At 58.1% G+C, this 19,614-nt stretch carries 19 protein-coding genes; 14 read left to right on the top strand and 5 right to left on the bottom strand.

Features of this window, described 5'->3' with window-relative positions; genetic code table 11:
* Positions 1-54: 54 nt before the first annotated feature.
* From CR155_RS18745 to CR155_RS18720, 6 genes are all read left to right on the top strand, one after another.
* On the top strand, positions 55-873 hold the full coding sequence (locus CR155_RS18745) for an IclR family transcriptional regulator (protein WP_102071568.1): 819 nt from the start codon (positions 55-57) through the stop codon (positions 871-873).
* 115 nt (positions 874-988) lie between these two features.
* Positions 989-1,984, top strand: a complete 996-nt coding sequence (gene phnD / locus CR155_RS18740) for a phosphate/phosphite/phosphonate ABC transporter substrate-binding protein (protein WP_102071567.1) — start codon at positions 989-991, stop codon at positions 1,982-1,984.
* A 5-nt stretch (positions 1,985-1,989) separates the two neighbouring features.
* On the top strand, positions 1,990-2,760 hold the full coding sequence (gene phnC / locus CR155_RS18735) for a phosphonate ABC transporter ATP-binding protein (RefSeq protein ID WP_102071566.1): 771 nt from the start codon (positions 1,990-1,992) through the stop codon (positions 2,758-2,760).
* A complete protein-coding gene (phnE, locus tag CR155_RS18730; protein WP_102071565.1) occupies positions 2,748-3,626 on the top strand; it encodes a phosphonate ABC transporter, permease protein PhnE in 879 nt (292 codons plus the stop codon). The genes phnC and phnE (CR155_RS18730) overlap by 13 nt, the downstream gene beginning before the upstream one ends.
* Entirely contained in the window at positions 3,623-4,441 is an 819-nt protein-coding gene (phnE, locus tag CR155_RS18725) for a phosphonate ABC transporter, permease protein PhnE (protein WP_102071564.1), read from the top strand. Before phnE (CR155_RS18730) ends, phnE (CR155_RS18725) begins: the two co-directional genes overlap by 4 nt.
* A 112-nt stretch (positions 4,442-4,553) precedes the next feature.
* Positions 4,554-6,074, top strand: a complete 1,521-nt coding sequence (locus CR155_RS18720; RefSeq protein ID WP_102071563.1) for a CYTH and CHAD domain-containing protein — start codon at positions 4,554-4,556, stop codon at positions 6,072-6,074.
* Between the two features lie 12 nt (positions 6,075-6,086).
* On the opposite strand, the gene ftsY is transcribed toward CR155_RS18720, so the two are convergent.
* Positions 6,087-7,403 carry a signal recognition particle-docking protein FtsY gene (gene ftsY / locus CR155_RS18715; protein ID WP_102071631.1) on the bottom strand — a complete coding sequence of 439 codons (1,317 nt, stop codon included), beginning with the start codon at positions 7,401-7,403 and terminating at the stop codon, positions 6,087-6,089.
* A gap of 58 nt (positions 7,404-7,461) precedes the next feature.
* On the opposite strand from ftsY, the gene rsmD reads away from it, so the two are divergent.
* From rsmD to CR155_RS18700, 3 genes are all read left to right on the top strand, one after another.
* Entirely contained in the window at positions 7,462-8,124 is a 663-nt protein-coding gene (gene rsmD, locus CR155_RS18710) for a 16S rRNA (guanine(966)-N(2))-methyltransferase RsmD (RefSeq protein ID WP_102071562.1), read from the top strand.
* Positions 8,121-8,633 carry a pantetheine-phosphate adenylyltransferase gene (coaD, locus tag CR155_RS18705; RefSeq protein ID WP_102071561.1) on the top strand — a complete coding sequence of 171 codons (513 nt, stop codon included), beginning with the start codon at positions 8,121-8,123 and terminating at the stop codon, positions 8,631-8,633. The genes rsmD and coaD overlap by 4 nt, the downstream gene beginning before the upstream one ends.
* A gap of 99 nt (positions 8,634-8,732) precedes the next feature.
* Positions 8,733-8,984, top strand: coding sequence for a YfhL family 4Fe-4S dicluster ferredoxin (locus CR155_RS18700; protein ID WP_102071560.1), 252 nt, complete (start codon positions 8,733-8,735; stop codon positions 8,982-8,984).
* A gap of 21 nt (positions 8,985-9,005) precedes the next feature.
* Here the strand turns inward: CR155_RS18700 and CR155_RS18695 are convergent, their stop codons facing one another.
* Positions 9,006-9,395: an MOSC N-terminal beta barrel domain-containing protein gene (locus CR155_RS18695; RefSeq protein WP_102071559.1), complete on the bottom strand. Its 390-nt coding sequence runs from the start codon at positions 9,393-9,395 to the stop codon at positions 9,006-9,008.
* Positions 9,392-12,028 carry an AsmA family protein gene (locus CR155_RS18690; RefSeq protein WP_102071558.1) on the bottom strand — a complete coding sequence of 879 codons (2,637 nt, stop codon included), beginning with the start codon at positions 12,026-12,028 and terminating at the stop codon, positions 9,392-9,394. The genes CR155_RS18695 and CR155_RS18690 overlap by 4 nt, the downstream gene beginning before the upstream one ends.
* A 259-nt stretch (positions 12,029-12,287) precedes the next feature.
* Between CR155_RS18690 and CR155_RS18685 the strand changes: the two genes are divergently transcribed.
* Positions 12,288-13,565: a bifunctional O-acetylhomoserine aminocarboxypropyltransferase/cysteine synthase gene (locus CR155_RS18685; RefSeq protein ID WP_102071557.1), complete on the top strand. Its 1,278-nt coding sequence runs from the start codon at positions 12,288-12,290 to the stop codon at positions 13,563-13,565.
* 41 nt (positions 13,566-13,606) lie between these two features.
* Here CR155_RS18685 and CR155_RS18680 read toward each other — a convergent pair whose 3' ends face one another.
* A complete protein-coding gene (locus tag CR155_RS18680; protein WP_102071556.1) occupies positions 13,607-14,020 on the bottom strand; it encodes a YidB family protein in 414 nt (137 codons plus the stop codon).
* Positions 14,021-14,148: 128 nt separating this feature from the next.
* On the opposite strand from CR155_RS18680, the gene CR155_RS18675 reads away from it, so the two are divergent.
* Genes CR155_RS18675 through CR155_RS18665 form a run of 3 tightly spaced genes read left to right on the top strand, consistent with a single transcriptional unit; the run spans position 14,149 to position 17,011 of the window.
* Complete coding sequence (locus tag CR155_RS18675) at positions 14,149-15,267, top strand: Re/Si-specific NAD(P)(+) transhydrogenase subunit alpha (protein WP_102071555.1); 1,119 nt, start codon at positions 14,149-14,151, stop codon at positions 15,265-15,267.
* The gene (locus tag CR155_RS18670) at positions 15,267-15,578 is read left to right on the top strand and encodes an NAD(P) transhydrogenase subunit alpha part 2 (protein ID WP_102071554.1); all 312 of its coding nucleotides are present in this window, start codon (positions 15,267-15,269) and stop codon (positions 15,576-15,578) included. The genes CR155_RS18675 and CR155_RS18670 overlap by 1 nt, the downstream gene beginning before the upstream one ends.
* Entirely contained in the window at positions 15,575-17,011 is a 1,437-nt protein-coding gene (locus tag CR155_RS18665) for an NAD(P)(+) transhydrogenase (Re/Si-specific) subunit beta (RefSeq protein WP_102071553.1), read from the top strand. Before CR155_RS18670 ends, CR155_RS18665 begins: the two co-directional genes overlap by 4 nt.
* 18 nt (positions 17,012-17,029) lie before the next feature.
* Here the strand turns inward: CR155_RS18665 and amaB are convergent, their stop codons facing one another.
* Complete coding sequence (gene amaB / locus CR155_RS18660; RefSeq protein WP_102071552.1) at positions 17,030-18,535, bottom strand: L-piperidine-6-carboxylate dehydrogenase; 1,506 nt, start codon at positions 18,533-18,535, stop codon at positions 17,030-17,032.
* 116 nt (positions 18,536-18,651) lie between these two features.
* On the opposite strand from amaB, the gene lhpI reads away from it, so the two are divergent.
* Positions 18,652-19,569: a bifunctional Delta(1)-pyrroline-2-carboxylate/Delta(1)-piperideine-2-carboxylate reductase gene (gene lhpI, locus CR155_RS18655; protein ID WP_102071551.1), complete on the top strand. Its 918-nt coding sequence runs from the start codon at positions 18,652-18,654 to the stop codon at positions 19,567-19,569.
* The last annotated feature ends 45 nt before the right edge of the window (positions 19,570-19,614 follow it).

Genomic DNA, 19,614 nt, shown 5'->3' with positions numbered 1-19,614 from the left:
GTAAGGTCGCGCAAAGCCGGGTAATATCCGCTGAAACCATAACACGATTCAACCATGCGCGAAAAAATCACAGCGCCGCAACCCGGAAACGATGGTCGGCGCGGCATCCAGTCCGTCGAGACCGGCTTTCCTTTGCTCGCGGCTCTGGTCGATTCCGGCGCTGCACTCACGCTGCGGGACCTGGCAACGCGGGCAGGCATGACGTCGGCGAAAGCGCACCCCTACTTGGTCAGCTTCACTCGTGTCGGCCTGGTCCAGCAAGATCCATCCACCGGTCAATACGAGCTTGGGCCTTTTGCCTTGCAAATGGGGCTGGTCAGCCTGCAGCGCCTGGATCCGGTCCGGGTCGCCCTGCCGCAGGTCAACCTGCTGGCCGGCGAAATCGGACATACCCTGGCTATCGCCGTCCTGGGGTCGCACGGCCCGACCATGATCCACATCTCGGAGGCCAGTTACCCAGTACATGTCAACATGCGCAAAGGCACCGTGATGTCAATGCTGCACACTGCCACTGGCCACGTCTTCGCTGCGTGGCTGCCTCCCAAGATTGCACGCCACTATATTGAACGCGAGGCTGGCGACACCGCCGTGGTCACCAGCATCAGCCCGCTGCGACCCACGGCCGCAGCGCTGGAAACGCAACTGTCGCAGATCAGGTCAACAGGCATTGCACAGGCATTGGGCAATCCACTGCCCGGCATCGATGCCTTGTCTGTGCCGGTGTTCGACCATTCCGGGAATATCGTGCTGGCCTTGACGAGCTTGGGGCCGGCCACGCTGTTCGATGCGCGCGCGCAAGGTCCGATCGCCCTGGCGTTGAAAGAATGCGCGGCGGCCATCTCGGGGAAACTCGGATATCGGCCCGAACGATAAACCGCTAAACTGCGCCCTTATATTACAAAATTATTACAAGTTTTATGACGCGCCGGACCGGATCTCGGCAATTCTAAAAACCAACCAATAAACCGCCTAATCCCGGAGACAAAAAATGAAATCATCAAGCTTGCTCTTGACGAGCGCCTTTGTCGCGCTTCTTGGCGCATCCCAATTCGCTTACGCGCAAGACTCCTGCCCTGAACGCGGCGATCTCGACACGATGTATTGTGACGCCAACAAGGATCTCGTGGCCGACACCCCCACCGACCCCAGCAAACAGAAAACCCCCTCCACCATCGTGTTCACCTACACACCGGTCGAAGATCCCGCCGTATACGCCGAGATCTTCTCGCCGTTCACCAAACACCTGGCCCAGTGCATCGATCGCAAGGTCGTGTTCTATCAGGTCCAGAGCAACTCCGCTGAAATCGAGGCCATGCGTTCGAGCCGACTCCACGTGGGCGGGTTTTCTACCGGTCCGACAAATTTTGCCGTCAACCTTGCTGGTGCGGTGCCGTTCGCCGTCAAGGGCGATGCCAGCGGATTCCAGGGCTACAACCTGATCCTCATCGTCAAGAAAGACAGCCCCTACAAGACGGTTTCCGATTTGAAAGGTAAAAAGGTAGCCCACACCTCGCCATCGTCCAACTCCGGAAACATGGCTCCCATTGCCCTCTTCCCTAAAGAAGGCCTGGTGCCTGGAAAAGACTATGAATTTCTGTATTCGGGCAAGCACGACCAGTCCATCATGGGCGTGAATTCGGGCGACTACGACGCTGCCGCCGTCGCATCCGACGTTTTTCACCGCATGGCCGAGCGCGGGCAGGTCAAGGCGGACGATTTCCGCATCCTCTATACCAGCGAGAAATTCCCGACATCATCGTTCGCGTATGCCTACGACCTCGAACCGAAGTTCCGCGACAAAATGCTGAAGTGCTTCTACGACTACCGCTTCCCGGCCGAAATGAAAAAAGCATTTGACGGTGCCGACCGCTTCTACCCCGTCACTTACAAAAAAGATTGGGCAATTGTGCGCGATGTGGCCAAGGCGGGCGGCGAAAGTTTCACGCGCTCTGCCTATGACAAAGCAAGCAAAAAGGCTAATTGAGTTTTATGGGTGCGTCTCTGCAAATCAAGAACCTGGTCAAGGAATACCGGACTAATCAACCAGTATTGAAAGACATAAGCCTGGATCTTACCGGTGAGGGCCTCACCGCCATCATCGGGCCTTCCGGCACCGGCAAAAGCACGCTATTGCGCTGCATAAACCGGCTTATCGAACCCACACAAGGCACCATCCTGCTTGAAGATGGTGGCAGTGTGGTCGACCTCGCCCGGGTCCGCGGAGCGCAGCTCAGGTACGCGCGGCGTCGTATCGGCATGGTTTTCCAGGAATACAACCTGGTTGAACGACTTACTGTCATGGAGAACCTGCTGACCGGACGCCTGGGCTATACCTCGGCATTCAATGCCTGGCGGCGCCGCTTCGAGCCCGACGACATCCAGTATGCCTTCCAGCTGCTTGATACCGTCGGCCTGGCCGGCTTCGCCGACCAGCGCGCCGACGCGCTTTCAGGCGGACAACGCCAGAGGGTCGGCATTGCGCGCGCGCTGATGCAACGCCCGCAACTATTGCTTGCTGATGAGCCCACATCATCACTCGATCCGAAAACCTCGGTTGAAATCATGGAATTGCTCACCGAGCAAGGTCGCGCGTTCAACATTCCCGTCATCGTCAATATCCACGACGTTGAACTGGCCAGGCGATATGCCACGCGCATCATCGGCATGTCGGGAGGTAACGTGGTCTATGACGGCCAGGCCTCGGGCTTGAGCACTGAAGTATTAAAAACAATCTACGGAGGCGAGTCTTGGCTAGGCTAAACCCGCCCTCGGCAACGCGGTCCAGCAAACCCTTCGCCCTATCCTCGCGCGCCAGGTTCGCCCTCCTTCTCGTCATTGCCTATACGCTCTTCGCGTCCACACAACTCGGCTTCTCGTGGGACCGCTTCGAAGCAGGCCTGGAACATGGTGCCAAGTTTCTTGCCCGGATGTTCCCTCCCAATTTTGAACGTGGCGCCATGCTATGGAAAGGCATTGCCGAAAGCCTGGAAATTGCTGTCCTGGCCACGACACTGGGCATCATACTGGCGTTGCCGCTCAGTCTACTTGGCGCCCGAAACCTGATGCCGGCATGGGCCAGTTGGCCTGCGCGTGCACTCATCTCTCTTTGCCGAGCCCTGCATCCAGTCATCGTCGCCATCATCTTCGTCAAGGCGGTCGGCTTCGGCGCGCTGGCCGGCGTGCTGGCACTTACGGTCGCATCCATCGGTTTCATCGGAAAACTGTTCACCGAATCCATCGAGGAAATATCCCTGAAACAGGTCGAGGCGGTGCGGGCCACTGGTGCGTCGTTTTCCAATGTCATTATCTTTTCAGTGATGCCGCAGGTTTTTGCACGGTTCGTCGGGTTTTCAACCTATCAGCTCGACTCCAATCTACGCAATTCCACCATGGTTGGCATCGTCGGCGCCGGCGGTATCGGCGGGACGCTCTTCTCCGCGTTTCAACGTTTCGACTACGACTTCGTCTGCACCATTCTGCTTTCCATTATTGCAATCATCATGATCGGAGAAATCCTGGCCGGGGTCGTGCGCTCTATCCTGCTCGATAACGTCTCCCCCACAGAGCTCTTACGCGGCAAGGCGCACCGTCCCCGCATGGCAAGGTCCGTCGGGGGCGACACATGAACACCACTCATGCCCTGCCAAACCAGGAACCTCGACGCTGGATGCGCTATACGCCCGGCCAGCGCGTTCTGCGCTTCGTCCTGTACCTGCTCTTTGTCCTCGCCATCGTCCAGTCGATGCGTACGATCGATGTCATCCCGGAATTCCTTTACGACGCCCCCACCCAGATGGCCGACCTTCTCCATCGAATGTGGCCAGTGTCGTGGCAAAGCTTCCAAGGGTCCATCCAGAAGGCCTTGATCGAAACACTGCATATGGCCACGCTGGGAACCATACTTGCGGTGGTCCTGGCCGTGCCGGTCGGTCTGCTGGCAGCCGAAAAGCTCACCCGCAACAGGGCCGTCAATTTTCTGGCACGCCTTATCCTGGTGTCCAGCCGATCAATCAACTCCCTTGTCTGGGCGCTGCTGTTCATTGCCATCTTCGGCCCGGGACCGCTGGCCGGGACGATCGCCATCGCATTTCGGTCCATCGGCTTCATTGGCAAGCTGCTCGGGGAAGCGCTGGACGACGCGCAACCCGGACCCATCGAGGCGCTGACGGCAACCGGTGCCAGCACCGGGTCCATTATCGGCTATGGCTACTGGCCTCAAATCCGGCCTGCGTTCTGGTCTATCGTACTATTGCGATGGGATATCAATGTCCGCGAGTCCGCCGTATTGGGACTGGTTGGTGCCGGTGGCATAGGCATGGCATTGAACAGTGCCATGGATCTGTTCCAATGGGATAAAGTCGCGCTGATCCTTCTGCTGATCTTCAGTATTGTCATCGTCGCCGAAATCGTCATCACCCGGGCTCGCAAGGCCTTGCTGTAGACCCAGCTGCGTACCTCCAAACCCTGGCGCCGCTCGCGCCGGGGCTTGGCATGGATCATATCGAACGCCGTGGAACGCGGTAAGATGCGCGCATCATCAGCCAGGGGACATCATGCTCGAACGTGAACTCAAATTCTACGTACCCCCTCATAAGCGCGCCGCGCTGGAAAGGCGTTTGCGCAAAAACGGTGCGACAGATCTTCTCCTGCATGCCTGTTACTTTGACACCCCGGAACATGAACTCGCAAAGCGGAAGATCGCGCTGCGCGTGCGCAAGGAAGGCGAGCTATGGGTACAAACCATCAAGACGCCCGGCCCCGACGAACTATCCCGGATTGAAATAAATCACCCGCGGCCGGGTCCCACGCTCGACCTGGGTCTTTACAAGGGCACCTTGGTAGAAGACATGCTTGCCGGACTCGAGCATCCCTTGACACTGCTCTATGAAACCCAGGTGCACCGGCTCGTTTTCAAGATGGACTGCGACGACAACGAGGTGGAGCTGGCCTATGACCAAGGCGTTATTAAATCGGGCGCGTTGGAATTGCCATTGTGTGAACTGGAACTGGAACTGGTGCGTGGAGAGGTGGCAAGCTTGTTCAAACTGGCCGCACAATGGCTTAGAAAGTACGGCCTGATTCTGGACTTGCGCAGCAAAGCAGAACGTGGCGATGCGCTCGCCCGTATCGCCACGCCCACCGGCAGTACGAATCCGGCAGCGCAAGCTGCGCCGTGGCCGCAGTTGTTCAAGCCACGTCGCGCAGGTCCGATCGTGCTGACGTCCGACCTATCCATGCAGCAAGCGTACCAACGTTGCGCCACCGACTGCATGAACCAGATCATCAGGAATACGACCCTGCTGGCGACGACAGAAAACGTAGAAGCCATGGGAAGCCCACACGTCGAGTATGTGCACCAGATCCGGGTCGGAATACGGCGTATCCGGTCATGCTGGAGGTTTTTTGGAAAGTGGCTGGTGCTAAACGAATCCCAGTTGGGGAAGGAACTGCGCAACTACTTTTCGAAGTTCGGCCAGATACGCGATAGCGACATCATCCATCTGACGATCGCACCGCGCCTGGCTGCAGCGGGCATGCCTGATTCAACCCTGCCACCCCGCGCAGATGCCGACAGCACCTCGGCGCTTGCCGCCAGCCCGCAATTCCAGTCAGTATTGCTGACACTGCTTCAGCATCTTACCGACGCAAAGCTCGCGCTTCGAAAACCGGAGAAAACGGAAATCAAGCTGGGAAAAGCGCTGACCAAACGATTGAACAAGCGCATTCACGCGCTGGGTGAAAAAGGTGCGCATTTTTCGCAGTTTCCCATAGAAGAACAGCATCGCCTGCGCAAGCAGGTGAAAGGCTTGCGCTACAGCATGGAGTTTTCAGGCACCCTATTGGCGGAAAGACGGTTGGCGCGCCTGCGCGAAGCGCTGACGACCCTCCAGCACACCCTGGGCGACCTGAACGACTTGTACATTGCCGACGATTTCTACCAATCGCTTATTGCCACGCAGCCACAAGCCCATTTCGCGGTCGGTTGGTTGCGCGCCATGCAAGAGCAGAAGAAAGCCGAAGCGCAGGCCGATTTCATCCGTCTGCGAAACGTGGGCCATCTGAAAAAGGCCTGAAGCTGTGCCGGATCAATCGCCGATCAGCGCAGCCGCAAACTCTCGGGCCACGAAAGGCTGCAGGTCATTCAAGGCTTCCCCGACACCTATCCAATACACGGGCACGGGACGCACTCCCTGACTGCCCGCCGCAACGGCAGCCAGCGTACCCCCCTTTGCCGTGCCGTCCAACTTAGTTACGACAAGTCCCGTAAGCGTAATGGCCGCATCGAAAGCGCGGATTTGCGCAATGGCGTTCTGCCCGGTATTGCCATCGATGACCAGTAATACTTCATGAGGCGCGGCGCCATCGGCCTTGCCGATGACCCGTTTGATCTTCTTGAGTTCTTCCATCAGGTGCAATTGCGTCGGCAGCCTACCTGCCGTGTCCACCATGACCACGTTCGCCTGGCGCGCCCGGCCCGCATTCACCGCATCGAACGCTACCGCGGCGGGGTCGCCACCATCCTGTGCGATGACCGTCACGTTATTGCGCGCGCCCCACTCCATGAGTTGCTCACGGGCCGCCGCGCGGAACGTATCGCCAGCGGCCAGCAGCACTTTGGCACCCTGAGCCTGGAAAGCATACGCCAACTTACCTATGGAAGTAGTCTTGCCGGCGCCGTTCACGCCGGCGATCATGATGACCAACGGCGATGCACTGCCCAAAGGAAAAGGCTTTTCCAAGGGTGCGAGGTGGTCGGCCAATATATCGCGCAATGCTGCCTTCACCTGCCCGGCTTCTGCGATCTTTTCCTTGCGCACCCGCGCACGCAGGGAGGTGAGAAGCTTTTCGGTCGCCTCGACGCCGGCATCGGCCATGATAAGCGCGGTTTCCAGGTCTTCGAACAGCGATTCATCGACCTTTACACCGACGAACAGTCCGCCAATGTTCTGGCCGGTGCGTGACAACCCCTTTTTCAACCGTGTGAGCCACGTGCTTTTTTCTGTCTCGATAGGCGTATTCAGCGATCTCTCGGACGGCAGGTCTGGCAACGTCGCCGGAAGATCGGCTTGCAGCGCAGCGTCGTCCTGCCCGGCATCGGTGGCGACCTGTGCCGGGGGCGGAACCAGATCCACTACGCCCTGTGGCGCCTCGCTTTCAACCGCGAGCTTCGGAGTGGCGGCGTATTCTTGCGGCTGCTGCGGAGAATACGACGGCTCTATAGGGCTATCTGCAGTCCACTGTGATTCCGGCACAGGTTCCGGTTCCCGTTCTGGCTTCGGTTCGGGTCCCGGCTCCGGTTCTGGTTCCTGCTGGTCAGATAAGACGTCTTCCCCGGGCGCAGCCGAGTCCTGCTGATCGGTTTCGACAGCCGAAGGTTTCTTTCTTTTAAAAAAACTGAACATACGTTTTACACTACCCGAATATATTTGAATAACGCCACTGAATGACCCCAGACTGCGCATGAAAAAGCATGTAGTACGTATTGTAGGCGGTGATTACCGCCGGACTCCCATACCCGTGATCGACGCAGTGGGCCTGCGTCCCACGCCGGACCGAGTGCGCGAGACCTTGTTCAATTGGTTGCACCATCTTTGGAGCGGCGATTTCTCGCAAAAGAGAGTGCTTGACCTGTTTGCCGGGACTGGCGCCTTGGGTTTCGAAGCCGCATCGCGCGGTGTCGCGCATGTTCAGATGGTGGAAAACAATCCCGCCGCCGTGACGGCGCTTCGTGCGCTGCGCAGCCGATTGAATGCCGAATCGGTGCGCATACACGCTGGAAACGCGTTAAGCGTACTAGACCGCGTAAACGATACACCTTTCGATCTCGTCATGCTCGACCCTCCGTTTGATAGCGGATGGTTGGATCGTTTGTGGGTAAAAATGCCGTCCGTCCTCATGCCGGGCGGTCTGTTGTATATTGAATCGGAAAAGATGACCCTTGCGCCCGCGCAATTCGATGTTCTACGCCAGTCGCGTGCCGGCCATGTGCATTTCCAGCTGCTTCGATTTGCTGCATTGCAAAAAACAGTCAATAATCCTGAAATCGAAATTAATCGCATATCCACCGGCAGTCGAGACAGCTCACCGCTATCCACTCCCATTAACAATTCGGAATCTGCATGATCACTGCTGTCTATCCCGGAACGTTCGACCCCCTGACCCGTGGACACGAAGATCTGGTCCGGCGGGCTGCCGGCCTGTTCGACCATGTGGTGGTTGGCATCGCACACAGCCATGCCAAGAAACCGTATTTTTCCATCGAAGAACGGGTCGAGATAGCGCAAGAAGTCCTTGGCCACTATCCCAATGTCGATGTTAAAAGCTTCGACGGTCTGCTCAAGGATTTCGTACGAGAGCAAGATGGCCGGGTTATCGTGCGAGGCTTGCGCGCTGTTTCCGATTTCGAATATGAATTCCAGATGGCGGGCATGAATCGCCACTTGCTTCCCGAGGTCGAGACCTTGTTCATGACTCCGTCCGACCAGTATCAATTCATCTCGGGCACAATTGTTCGTGAAATTGCCATGTTCGGCGGAGATGTCAGCAAATTCGTTTTTCCTTCGGTGGAACGTTGGTTGCATAGCAAAGCCAAAGCGCGACGCGAAGAACAGGAACAATCCCGGAAGGGGTAATACGGCGCAATACCCCTATTGGGAATTACACTAACTTGTTGCCAGTCCAGGCCACGTGCTGCGATTTGGCCGTATTGGCCCGTTTTTGTAGGAAAAACCATGGCTCTGCGTATTACCGAAGAGTGCATCAATTGTGATGTTTGTGAACCGCAATGCCCAAACAATGCCATTTCGATGGGCCTCGAAATCTACGAAATAGAACCTTCGCAGTGCACCGAATGCGTGGGGCACTTCGACGAGCCCCAATGCCAGGTGGTGTGCCCGGTTGAATGCATCGTGTTCGATCTTGATCACTCCGAAAATAAAGAAATGCTTCTTTCGAAGTACCACCGGCTGACAGCCACGGCCTGATCGCCGCACGCCCTTCCCGGCCTATGCCGGCGGCCACAGCACAGGTGGTGCGTCCGGATGGACTTTCACCAGGCGACAGGGCCGTTCCAGGTACTTCGAGACCCAGGTGGCTACCAGTTCGCCTTCGTCCACCACGTCCACATGCTTGCCATCCACGATGGCCTGCCGACGCACACTGTCATCGTCCTCAATGACGTCCAGAGGGATGTCCAGGCGCAACATGCCTTCGGCCCGCATGACCAGGCAACCCATGCTGAGGTTGACCTGGATGGCAGCCAGTTTCGGGCATTGCTGTTGGCTTAGCCAATTATCGGCATCATCGATGATCAGCCATTTCCTGTCATACGCCGCAGCCTCGGGATCGGCTATACCTGCGCACGAAGCGATTGGATAATAGAATGTTGGAGTCATTTTCCTAGTAGTCCTTTTAACGCATCGCCTATGCTCTTTACAGGATCCATTGGCTTCTTCGGGGCAGGAGGCGTAGGCGAGTCGGGAAACAGAGGCTGATCAAGATTGCCGGCCTTGTTCGACAACAAGTCCAGCAGCCCGTCCTGCACGGCGTCCTTGATGGCCTGGTTGCTGATTTCTTTCCATTGCACCTGATAACCGAGTTTGTCGAACGGACCGGAAATACGGATGGGAATCGCGACATTCCTGAGGTCGGCAAGCTCTTTGCCGTCTTGTGTCGTAGCCGTATTGGCAACGCGCACATTGATGATCAGGTCGAGCTGATTATTCACAATGTCCAGCGACGCCGGCGTGCCTTGCGAGATGCGCAATACGGGTGAAATCAGGTTCAAGGTCTTCACGGTACCCTGCCCATGATTGAATTCGACATCGGCATTAAGGGAACTGAACTCGGTACTGCGCTCCCGATCGAACTGCGTCGCGACATCGGGCAGTTGGCCACTGAACATATTGCGTACGACCGCCCTTACTTCACGCAATGTCTGGCTCACGTTAATGCCACGAACCGAACCATCACGCAAGCGCACCTGGACGGTACCCATCAGCCCGGCTTTCAGGGCCGGCAAGGTAGAGCCCTCGGCAGCCACCTTGACCTTTACGGTTCCCAGCCCGGACAGACGACTTTGCTGATCCCATGCCTGTAGCAATGGCCCCATCGCAACGCTGGTCAGTGATAAATCGGCTTGCAGCGCATTCCTGGAATTCGCCGTCAATTTTCCATCCAGCTTGCCTTCGTACAGGTCGGCCTTCAATCCGCTGATCAAGAGATTGCCGTCTACGGCACGCAATGCGGCGGTAAATTGTTTGGCCACCAGTTCCCTGACTTTCACCTCGCCGACAGCAATGTTGCCGATAATATCGACCGAATCGAGAAATTCCAGGTCGATTGTAGTGGCGCGCGTCGGCGCCGCTTTTTCCGCGGCCTTGTCAGCAGCCGGTTTCGCTGCCGGCTCGGCAGGCTTTGCACCATCGGCTGGCGCAGCAGGTGGTGCCGGCTTTGCAGCCACAGGAGGAAATATGGTGTTGAAGTCCAACCGATCGGCGGTCAGATCGAAAGCGACCTTGGGATCCTTCAGTTGTGTCGCCTTGACACGAAAATCGAGCTTGCTGCTGCTGACCACGGCATTGATTTCGCTGACCAGCTCGTCCTTGACTAAGTCTGCCTGCAGGCTCCCTATGAAGGGAATCTCGAAGCTGCCGCCTGGCAATGCTGCATCCTCGATGCGGACATCGCCTTTCATCGCGGACAACGCGCCCTTGTCTTCGAAACGGTCCCAGTGTGCGGGCGACGTCATCTTCAATTGGACGAGACGATCGCCCTGCTTGAGTCCGCCGTCAATCTTCAGCTCGCGCAGTGACAGCCTTTTTGCGTCGCCCCCCAGACCACTCAAGGTCAGTGCCACTCCCAGAGTTTTATTGCTACCCCGAAGCTTGACCGTGCCGGACACCGGCTCTCCCTTGGCCGCTTCCGGAGACACTGAAAGACTGGGCGCATCGAATGCAATATCGAAACTTTCGTCGGGCAGATCGCCCTTGGCTCGATACGCGAGTTTTTCCACCTGAAGCTCTGCCTGGCTGCGGTCGATCTTCAACTGCGGTACGACCAGGCTCGTTTCCAGATTCTTTATCGGTCTGTCTCCGCCGAGCTCTCCTTGCACGAGAAACTCGACATTGCTTGCACTGAACATTTCGGAGTAGGCGCTATAGGCGAGATTGCCACGCAGGGAAGCGGACTTTGCCTGAAGGTCGCCGATACTGCCGTTCACCAGTACATTGATCTTCTGCGCCGAGTAGGTTTGCTGGTCAGGATTGAACTTGACCACCGCTTGTCCCTCGATCTTCGCATCGGCTACCGGAAAGTCGCCAAGGAGTTTTCCGGTCAGCGCCACGTCGAAGGCCTGGTCGAATGTCATCCGGCCAGTATTGACGTTGAGCTGGGTCACGCGTGCCACGGACCCCGTTATCTTATCGAAAAGATGAATCTCGCCGTTCTTGAGATCAAGTCCGGCAATATCGATCTGGAAGTCGGTACCCGTGGCGGTACGATTACCGAGTACCACCGGCATCTGCCTGGCTGCGACGGGCGGGACAGTTGGCTGTACCAACTGGGTAGTGGCGCTGTTTGCCGCCGACGCACCTGGCAAGGAAACCGCAACGTCTGCGGACGCTGGACGATGCTCGATAAGATCCCGGAAATTGTATTCACCGTTTTCGTCCCGGATGAGCCAGGCCTTGAACCCTGTGACGGCAACGTGATCGACCACGAACCGATCAAACATGAGCGGCCAGATAGCAACCGCGAAACGTGCGCTGTCGACGGACGCGAAGGTATCGGTGCTGTTGCGATCGGACAAGGAGACCCCTTGCAACGACAGGCCTATGCGTGGAAATAGCGACAACTCGATATCGCCCTTGATGGATAAAGTGCGCTGATAGCGGTTATAGACAATTTCCTCTAGCTTATTCTTGTAGGCATTCGGGTCGAAGGTCAGCAGGAAAATTGCAATGCCGACCAGGGCCACCAGGAATACCACGACGATACTGATCAGTATCCTCTTGAACCAAAATTTCATTTACGGCCTCTAAAACCACGGGAGAGCTCCCCGGCACGATACATGGTAAATACCTAGAATGCTAACCGAAGTCGACAGTCTTATTTTGAAACGCGGCCGGTAGTGGCGATGGAGCAAGTCAAAGCGTATAAATACGAGCAATTTCCGGCCATTAATTACTGTCGGCTATTTTAAAATCAGACAACGTTCTAGCGCCTGCCACGATAGCTGGGTACGATACCTGTGTTATTACATCTTCCACGAACCTATAAGAGAGAACATGAAATTCGAGACACTCGCCATCCACGCCGGATATCAGCCCGACCCGACCACCAAATCGGTCGCCGTTCCCATTTATCAGACGACGTCCTACGCCTTTGATAGCACGCAACACGGTGCCGACTTATTCGACCTGAAAGTGGCCGGAAATATTTACACCCGAATCATGAATCCGACCAACGCTGTGCTCGAAGAGCGCGTGGCGGCACTGGAAGGAGGCGTGGCGGCGCTGGCGGTCGCATCGGGAATGGCGGCAATTACCTATGCTATACAGACTATCGCTCAAGCCGGCGACAACATTGTATCGGTAAGTAAGCTGTATGGTGGAACGTACAATCTGTTCGCCCATACCTTTCCGCGCCAGGGAATTACCGTCAAATTCGCGCCTCACGACGACGTCGCCGCACTGGAGGCCCTGATCGATGACAACACCAAGGCCGTCTTCTGCGAAACCATAGGAAATCCGGCCGGCAACATCATCGATATCCAGGCTTTCGCCGATGCGGCCCACAGGCATGGTGTGCCATTGATCGTAGACAATACTGTGGCATCGCCGGCATTGTGCCGACCTTTCGAACACGGTGCCGACATCATCGTGCATGCGCTCACCAAATACATGGGCGGGCATGGCACGACCATTGCCGGCGCAGTCGTGGACTCGGGCAAATTTCCGTGGGCTGAAAACAAGAAGCGCTTTCCCATGCTCAATGAACCGGATCCCTCCTATCATGACGTGGTCTACACCGAGGCCTTCGGGCCGGCCGCATTCATTGGGCGCTGTCGGGTGGTGCCGCTGCGCAATACCGGCGCTGCGCTTTCGCCGTTCAATGCCTTCCTGATCCTGCAGGGGATTGAAACGCTCTCACTGCGCATGGAGCGCCACACCGCGAACGCGCTTAAAGTGGCGCAATTCCTTCGAGAGCACGATCAAGTTGCTTGGGTGCAGTATGCCGGCCTAAGCGATCATCCCGAACATGATCTCGCGCAAAAATACCTGGGCGGCAAACCGGCCAGCATCCTCTGCTTCGGCATCAAGGGCGGTAGCGCCGCCGGCGCCCGTTTCATCGATGCGCTCAACCTGATACTCAGGCTGGTCAACATCGGGGACGCCAAATCATTGGCCTGCCACCCGGCTTCCACGACCCATCGTCAATTGAATCCGCAAGAGCTGGCCGCGGCGGGCGTCGGTGAAGACATGGTGCGCCTGTCCATCGGTCTTGAACACATCGACGATATCCTGGCCGACCTGACACAGGCCCTGGACGCCAGCAAAGCCTGAGCAAAGGGCCGGCCAGGTAAACAGTTGCCAGCAGGCAAAGCCTACAGCCGGCCCAGCATCCCTGAAAGTGCTCCCAGTACGGAGCCACCGCCGGCTTGTACGTCCGGCACTGTCCCATCGGGCGTGGCCTGGTCGACAAGACTGGGAAGCATCACGCTAAGATGGTTCAACACTGAAGTCACATCCAGGCCTGATCGTTCAGAAAGGCCCTGGATGACGTCATCGCCCAGCACGCCACGCAGCTGCTCCGCAGACACCGGCTCGTTCGGACCCGTACCAACCCAGGACGCAATGAGGCCACCGAGGCCGCCTTGCTGGAATTTTTCCACGATGCCGGGCAGCCCATCCGGGTATTTGCTGACTTGCTCGATCAGCGCGGGCAACAGAGAGGCCTGAGCACGCAGCTGCGGATTTTCTGTGCTCATTGAGGCCACAATCGAGTCTAAAAGTCCCATGTTCGCTTCTCCTTCGTCATGACGGTGTGAGTCTATAGGATTTGTGTCCCGATGGATGTCAGCACGTGTCAAGAGTTCGAGTATAGTAGCCGTGGTCCAAAGTAAAAAAACAATGTTGGAGACGCTGCATGCACATAGGAATTCCAAGAGAGCGCCTGTCCGGCGAGGCGCGCGTGGCCGCGACGCCCGAAACGGTCAGGAAATATCTGGCGAACAAACACACGGTCGTGGTCGAACAAGGTGCGGGCATTGCCGCTCACTATCCTGATGCGGCCTATGCCGAAGCGGGCGCGCAACTGGGCGACGCTGCCCAGGCGCTCGGTGCCGACATCGTCCTCAAAGTACGGGCCCCGGACGCACAGGAACGCCAGCACATAAAGCCGGGCGCCCTCCTTGTCGGCATGCTTGATCCTTTCGACGCCGCCGGAATCGCCGCGCTCGCGCAGACTGGCGTGACCGCCTTCGCCCTCGAGGCCGCCCCGCGCATCACGCGCGCGCAGAGCCTGGACGTACTATCCTCACAAGCCAATCTCGCCGGGTATAAGGCGGTACTGCTGGCGGCAAACCAGTATGGACGCCTCATACCAATGATGATGACGGCAGCAGGCACCCTCAAGGCAGCCCGGGTCGTGGTGCTGGGCGCAGGCGTTGCGGGCCTGCAAGCCATCGCCACCGCCAAGCGCCTGGGCGCGGTGGTCGAAGCCTCCGATGTACGTCCTGCCGCCAAGGAACAGATCGAATCGCTCGGGGCCAAGTTCATCGACGTCCCCTTCGAAACGGATGAAGAGCGCGACATTGCACAAGGCATAGGCGGCTACGCCCGCCCCATGCCTGCAAGCTGGATGACGCGCCAGGCTCTTCTCGTGGCCGAGCGGTGCCGACAGGCCGATATCGTCATCAGCACCGCGCTTATCCCCGGTCGCCCCGCCCCGGTGTTGATCAGTGCTGAAACGGTGCAGGCCATGAAGCCAGGCTCCGTCATTGTCGACCTTGCGGTCGAACGCGGCGGCAACTGTCCGCTGTCGGAAAAGGATAAGGTTGTCGAAAAGCATGGCGTCACATTAATCGGCTACAGCAACCTGCCGGCCATGGTCGCCACCGATGCCTCCGCACTGTATGCGCGCAATGTACTGGACTTCATGAAGCTCATTGCCAACGCCGATGGCCAGCTTGCCATACAACAAGAAGACGAAATCATCACTGCCTGCCTCATGTGCGCGGACGGCAAAGTCATAAGGAGCGCCTGATGGAAGCCGTAAGCCCCACCCTGATCAACTTGATTATCTTTGTGCTCGCCATCTATGTGGGCTTCCATGTCGTGTGGAACGTCACGCCGGCCCTCCATACGCCGCTCATGGCGGTCACCAACGCCATCTCGGCCATCGTCATTGTGGGCGCCATGCTGGCCGCCGCACTGACTGAAAGCAGCCTGGCGCGCTACATGGGAGTGTTTGCCGTGGCGTTGGCGGCGGTGAATGTCTTCGGTGGTTTCCTGGTTACCCGTCGCATGCTTGAAATGTTCAAGAAGAAAGACAAGAAAGCGGGAGCCAAGGCATGATCTCCGTCAACCTGGTCACGATGTTCTACCTGATTGCGTCGGTGTGTTTCATCCAGGCACTCAAAGGCCTGTCCCACCCGACCACCTCGCGGCGCGGCAACGCCTTTGGCATGGCCGGCATGGCCATCGCCGTGCTGACTACCGCGGCTCTCATTGTCAGCCTGGCGACTGAAGGCAGAACCGGCATAGGGCTGGGCTGGGTGCTGCTCGGCCTCCTGGTGGGTGGCACCGTAGGCACCATCATGGCGCAGCGGGTCGAAATGACCAAAATGCCCGAACTTGTGGCCTTCATGCACAGCATGATAGGTTTGGCGGCCGTCGCCATTGCGGTGGCCATTGTCGCCGAGCCCCATGCCTTCAATATTACGGCACCCGATGCTCCCATTCCGGTCGGTAACCGTCTTGAACTGTTTATCGGCACGTTCGTCGGGGCCATCACGTTTTCCGGCTCCGTCATTGCCTTCGGCAAGTTATCGGGCAAGTACAAGTTCCGCCTTTTTCAGGGCGCACCCGTTGTGTTTTCCGGCCAGCATATGGTCAACCTTGCTCTCGCCCTGGCCATGCTGGGTTGCGGCCTGTGGTTCATGGCCACGCAGCTATGGCTGCCGTTCATCATCATGACCGTACTCGCGTTCGTGCTGGGCGTACTCATCATCATTCCAATCGGCGGCGCCGACATGCCTGTGGTGGTGTCCATGCTCAACAGCTACTCGGGCTGGGCGGCGGCCGGCATCGGTTTCTCGCTGAACAACCCCATGCTGATCATTGCCGGCTCCCTGGTCGGGTCGTCAGGCGCCATCCTGTCCTACATTATGTGCAAGGCCATGAACCGCTCGTTCTTCAACGTGATACTGGGCGGATTCGGTGCGGCGCCGGGTTCTGCCACGGCAGCTGACCAGACCCAGCGCAATGTCCGTTCGGGCAGTGCCGACGATGCCGCATTTCTTATGAGCAATGCGGAATCCGTCACCATTGTGCCCGGTTACGGTCTTGCCGTGGCGCGCGCACAGCATGCACTGAAAGAACTCGCCGAAAAGCTTACCGCCAACGGGGTTACCGTGAAATACGCCATCCATCCAGTCGCCGGTCGCATGCCCGGCCACATGAATGTGTTGTTGGCCGAAGCCGAGGTTCCCTATGACCAGGTCTTCGAAATGGACGACATCAATAGCGAATTCGGACAGACCGACGTTGTCCTGGTCCTGGGCGCCAATGACGTGGTCAACCCGGCCGCCAAGAACGACCCACACTCTCCCATTGCCGGCATGCCCATACTTGAAGCCTATAAGGCGCGCACCGTCATCGTGAACAAGCGGTCCATGGCGGCGGGCTACGCCGGCCTGGACAATGAGCTGTTCTACATGGACAAGACCATGATGGTGTTCGGCGACGCCAAGAAAGTGATTGAAGACATGGTCAAGGCAGTCGACTAGCCGGCAGGGCGCAAGGAATCAGGTGTCACTGCCAAACTTGATCCCTTGCGCCAGCGGCAGTTCCCGGGAGAAATTTACGGTATTGGTGGCGCGACGCATATACGCTTTCCATGCGTCGGAACCAGACTCGCGCCCGCCACCGGTTTCTTTTTCACCCCCAAACGCACCGCCGATCTCCGCTCCCGACGTCCCAATGTTGACATTGGCAATGCCGCAATCAGATCCGGCGGCCGACATAAACCATTCCGCCTCGCGCAGATCGTTGGTGAAAACTGCCGATGACAAGCCTTGCGGCACGCCATTCTGCATTTCGACGGCCTCGTCGAACGTCGTGTAGCGCATGACATACAGGATCGGAGCAAACGTCTCTTGGAGCACCACCTTGGTCTGCCCAGGCATCTCGACCAATGCTGGGCTTACATACCAGGCTTGAGGATACTGATCGGCCAGCCGACGCTCGCCCCCCACGACCTTGCCACCTTGCTGGCGCGCGCTTTCCAACGCCGCCTGCATTCCGTCGTAGGCAGCACGATCGATAAGCGGACCGACCAATGTGCCAGGTTCCAGCGGGCTGCCTATGCGCGCGCTCGAGTAAGCCCGCTTCAAGCGGCCAAGCAATTCATCCGCGACGCTCTCGTGCACAATGAGACGACGGGTGGTGGTGCACCGCTGGCCCGCGGTACCAACCGCTCCAAAGAGAATCCCACGCAAGGCCATATCAAGGTCGGCCGTCGGTCCCACGATGATGGCGTTATTACCGCCCAGCTCCAGCAGGCACCGACCAAAGCGTGCCGCGACGATGGGACTCAGTTCGCGTCCCATTCGCGTGGAACCGGTGGCGGACACCAGTGCCACACGGTAATGTGCAGCCAGTGCTTGTCCGATTTCCCGCCCGCCTATCAAGACTTGCGACAGGTTCGCCGGGGCATCACCGAACTTTTCCATCGCACGGTTAAAGAGCACCTGGCAGGCCAATGCGGTAAGCGGAGTCTTTTCGGACGGCTTCCATACCACGGCGTCACCACAGATGAGTGCAAGGGCAGCATTCCACGACCAGACCGCAACAGGAAAATTGAACGCTGAAATAACGCCCACTACGCCCAGTGGATGCCAGGTTTCCATCATGCGATGACCCGGGCGCTCCGAGGCTATCGTCAGGCCGTGCAACTGCCGCGACAAACCCACGGCGAAGTCGCAAATATCGATCATTTCCTGGACCTCGCCTGCTCCTTCAGCCAGAATCTTGCCCGCCTCGATGGACACCAGCCGTCCCAGCCCCTGTTTATGGGCCCGTAGCTCGTCGCCCAGCAAACGCACGAGTTCACCGCGACGTGGAGCGGGTACCATGCGCCATGCCATGAACGCCGTGTGGGCGGCATCAATGGCCAAGTGAGCATCCGCCGTCGAGTGCTCTGCCAGGCGAGCGACTTGCGTGCCGTCAATGGGTGAGCGAACCGACAAACTACCATTTTGCATGCGCGTAGCATCCAGTCCAAATTCCGCCAGCACGTCGTCAATATTCATTCTCGCCCTCTGAGTAATCCGTACACGTTGCATTCCAAGCACACTACTATAATCGTCGGGCCGGTACCGTGCCCGTCCGGGCCTCTGCCTTATCACCGCCACTATCGCGAGTCCCCATGTCCAAGCCAACCATCAGCGTCTTCAATGCCGAGCAAACGGCCGAGCTCCTCGGCTTCCCGAGCCTACTCGACGCACTGGCGGTCGCTGCAGGTGAATATGCCAATGGAGCTATCCAGTCGCCCGAAAGGCAAGTGCTGCCGCTTCCACAGGGCGGCGTCATGCTGTCCATGCCGGCGACAGCCCACGATATTGGCATTCACAAGCTCGTGAATGTGGTTCCAGGGAACCGCGTTCGCCATCTACCGACCATAAACGGGATTGTGTCTGTCTATGATGGCCAGACAGGACGCGCACTGTTCGTGCTCGATGGGCCAACCGTGACGGCAAGACGTACCGCGGCGGTATCCATGCTGGGCCTGAAGACGTTTTTGCCGAGCGCCCCCGAGCGTGTCGTGCTGATTGGTACAGGCATCCAGTCGGCCGGCCATGTCATGGCACTCGCGGCCATCTTCCCGGGCCTGCACGTCGTCGTCGTGGGTTCCAGTCGGGAAAAAGCACTGGCTTTTGTCGACGCACGTCGCCACATGCCGTTGGAAATGCTGGCTGCCACCGCCGTTCCCGACGATGTCGACGCCGTCATTACCCTGACAACAAGCGCTACCCCCGTTTACACGCGGACGGCCAAGGCCGGAATGCTCGTGATAGGCGTGGGAGCGTTCAAACCCGAACTCGCCGAAATCGGCGCGAACACCCTGAGGGACAGTCAAATCTATGTCGACGATCCAGCTGGTGCACGGCACGAGGCTGGCGACCTGATCCAGGCAAATGTGGATTGGAGCGGCGTGCAATCCTTGGCCGACGCACTGGCTGGCGGAGTCCGCTACGAAGAGCCGATTGTCTTCAAGACAGTGGGATGTGCAGCATGGGACTTGGCTAGCGCGCGCTGCGCATTGAGGGCCATCAAACCCCTCTGAACGCCTTGGATAATGAGGTAGACTATGCATCTGGCAACACATCCA

It is taken from the genome of Pollutimonas nitritireducens (assembly GCF_002849615.1).
Lineage (GTDB): Bacteria > Pseudomonadota > Gammaproteobacteria > Burkholderiales > Burkholderiaceae_B > Pollutimonas > Pollutimonas nitritireducens.
This window is presented reverse-complemented; position numbering and strand designations above follow the sequence as displayed.

Excerpts from the sequence above, each read along its gene's own strand:
- CR155_RS18745 (WP_102071568.1), top strand. The coding sequence starts at position 55 with ATGCGCGAAAAAATCACAGCGCCGCAACCCGGAAACGATGGTCGGCGC.
- phnD (WP_102071567.1), top strand. The coding sequence starts at position 989 with ATGAAATCATCAAGCTTGCTCTTGACGAGCGCCTTTGTCGCGCTTCTT.
- phnC (WP_102071566.1), top strand. The coding sequence starts at position 1,990 with ATGGGTGCGTCTCTGCAAATCAAGAACCTGGTCAAGGAATACCGGACT.
- phnE (WP_102071564.1), top strand. The coding sequence starts at position 3,623 with ATGAACACCACTCATGCCCTGCCAAACCAGGAACCTCGACGCTGGATG.
- CR155_RS18720 (WP_102071563.1), top strand. The coding sequence starts at position 4,554 with ATGCTCGAACGTGAACTCAAATTCTACGTACCCCCTCATAAGCGCGCC.
- ftsY (WP_102071631.1), bottom strand. The coding sequence starts at position 7,403 with ATGTTCAGTTTTTTTAAAAGAAAGAAACCTTCGGCTGTCGAAACCGAT.
- rsmD (WP_102071562.1), top strand. The coding sequence starts at position 7,462 with ATGAAAAAGCATGTAGTACGTATTGTAGGCGGTGATTACCGCCGGACT.
- coaD (WP_102071561.1), top strand. The coding sequence starts at position 8,121 with ATGATCACTGCTGTCTATCCCGGAACGTTCGACCCCCTGACCCGTGGA.
- CR155_RS18700 (WP_102071560.1), top strand. The coding sequence starts at position 8,733 with ATGGCTCTGCGTATTACCGAAGAGTGCATCAATTGTGATGTTTGTGAA.
- CR155_RS18695 (WP_102071559.1), bottom strand. The coding sequence starts at position 9,395 with ATGACTCCAACATTCTATTATCCAATCGCTTCGTGCGCAGGTATAGCC.
- CR155_RS18690 (WP_102071558.1), bottom strand. The coding sequence starts at position 12,028 with ATGAAATTTTGGTTCAAGAGGATACTGATCAGTATCGTCGTGGTATTC.
- CR155_RS18685 (WP_102071557.1), top strand. The coding sequence starts at position 12,288 with ATGAAATTCGAGACACTCGCCATCCACGCCGGATATCAGCCCGACCCG.
- CR155_RS18680 (WP_102071556.1), bottom strand. The coding sequence starts at position 14,020 with ATGGGACTTTTAGACTCGATTGTGGCCTCAATGAGCACAGAAAATCCG.
- CR155_RS18675 (WP_102071555.1), top strand. The coding sequence starts at position 14,149 with ATGCACATAGGAATTCCAAGAGAGCGCCTGTCCGGCGAGGCGCGCGTG.
- CR155_RS18670 (WP_102071554.1), top strand. The coding sequence starts at position 15,267 with ATGGAAGCCGTAAGCCCCACCCTGATCAACTTGATTATCTTTGTGCTC.
- CR155_RS18665 (WP_102071553.1), top strand. The coding sequence starts at position 15,575 with ATGATCTCCGTCAACCTGGTCACGATGTTCTACCTGATTGCGTCGGTG.
- amaB (WP_102071552.1), bottom strand. The coding sequence starts at position 18,535 with ATGAATATTGACGACGTGCTGGCGGAATTTGGACTGGATGCTACGCGC.
- lhpI (WP_102071551.1), top strand. The coding sequence starts at position 18,652 with ATGTCCAAGCCAACCATCAGCGTCTTCAATGCCGAGCAAACGGCCGAG.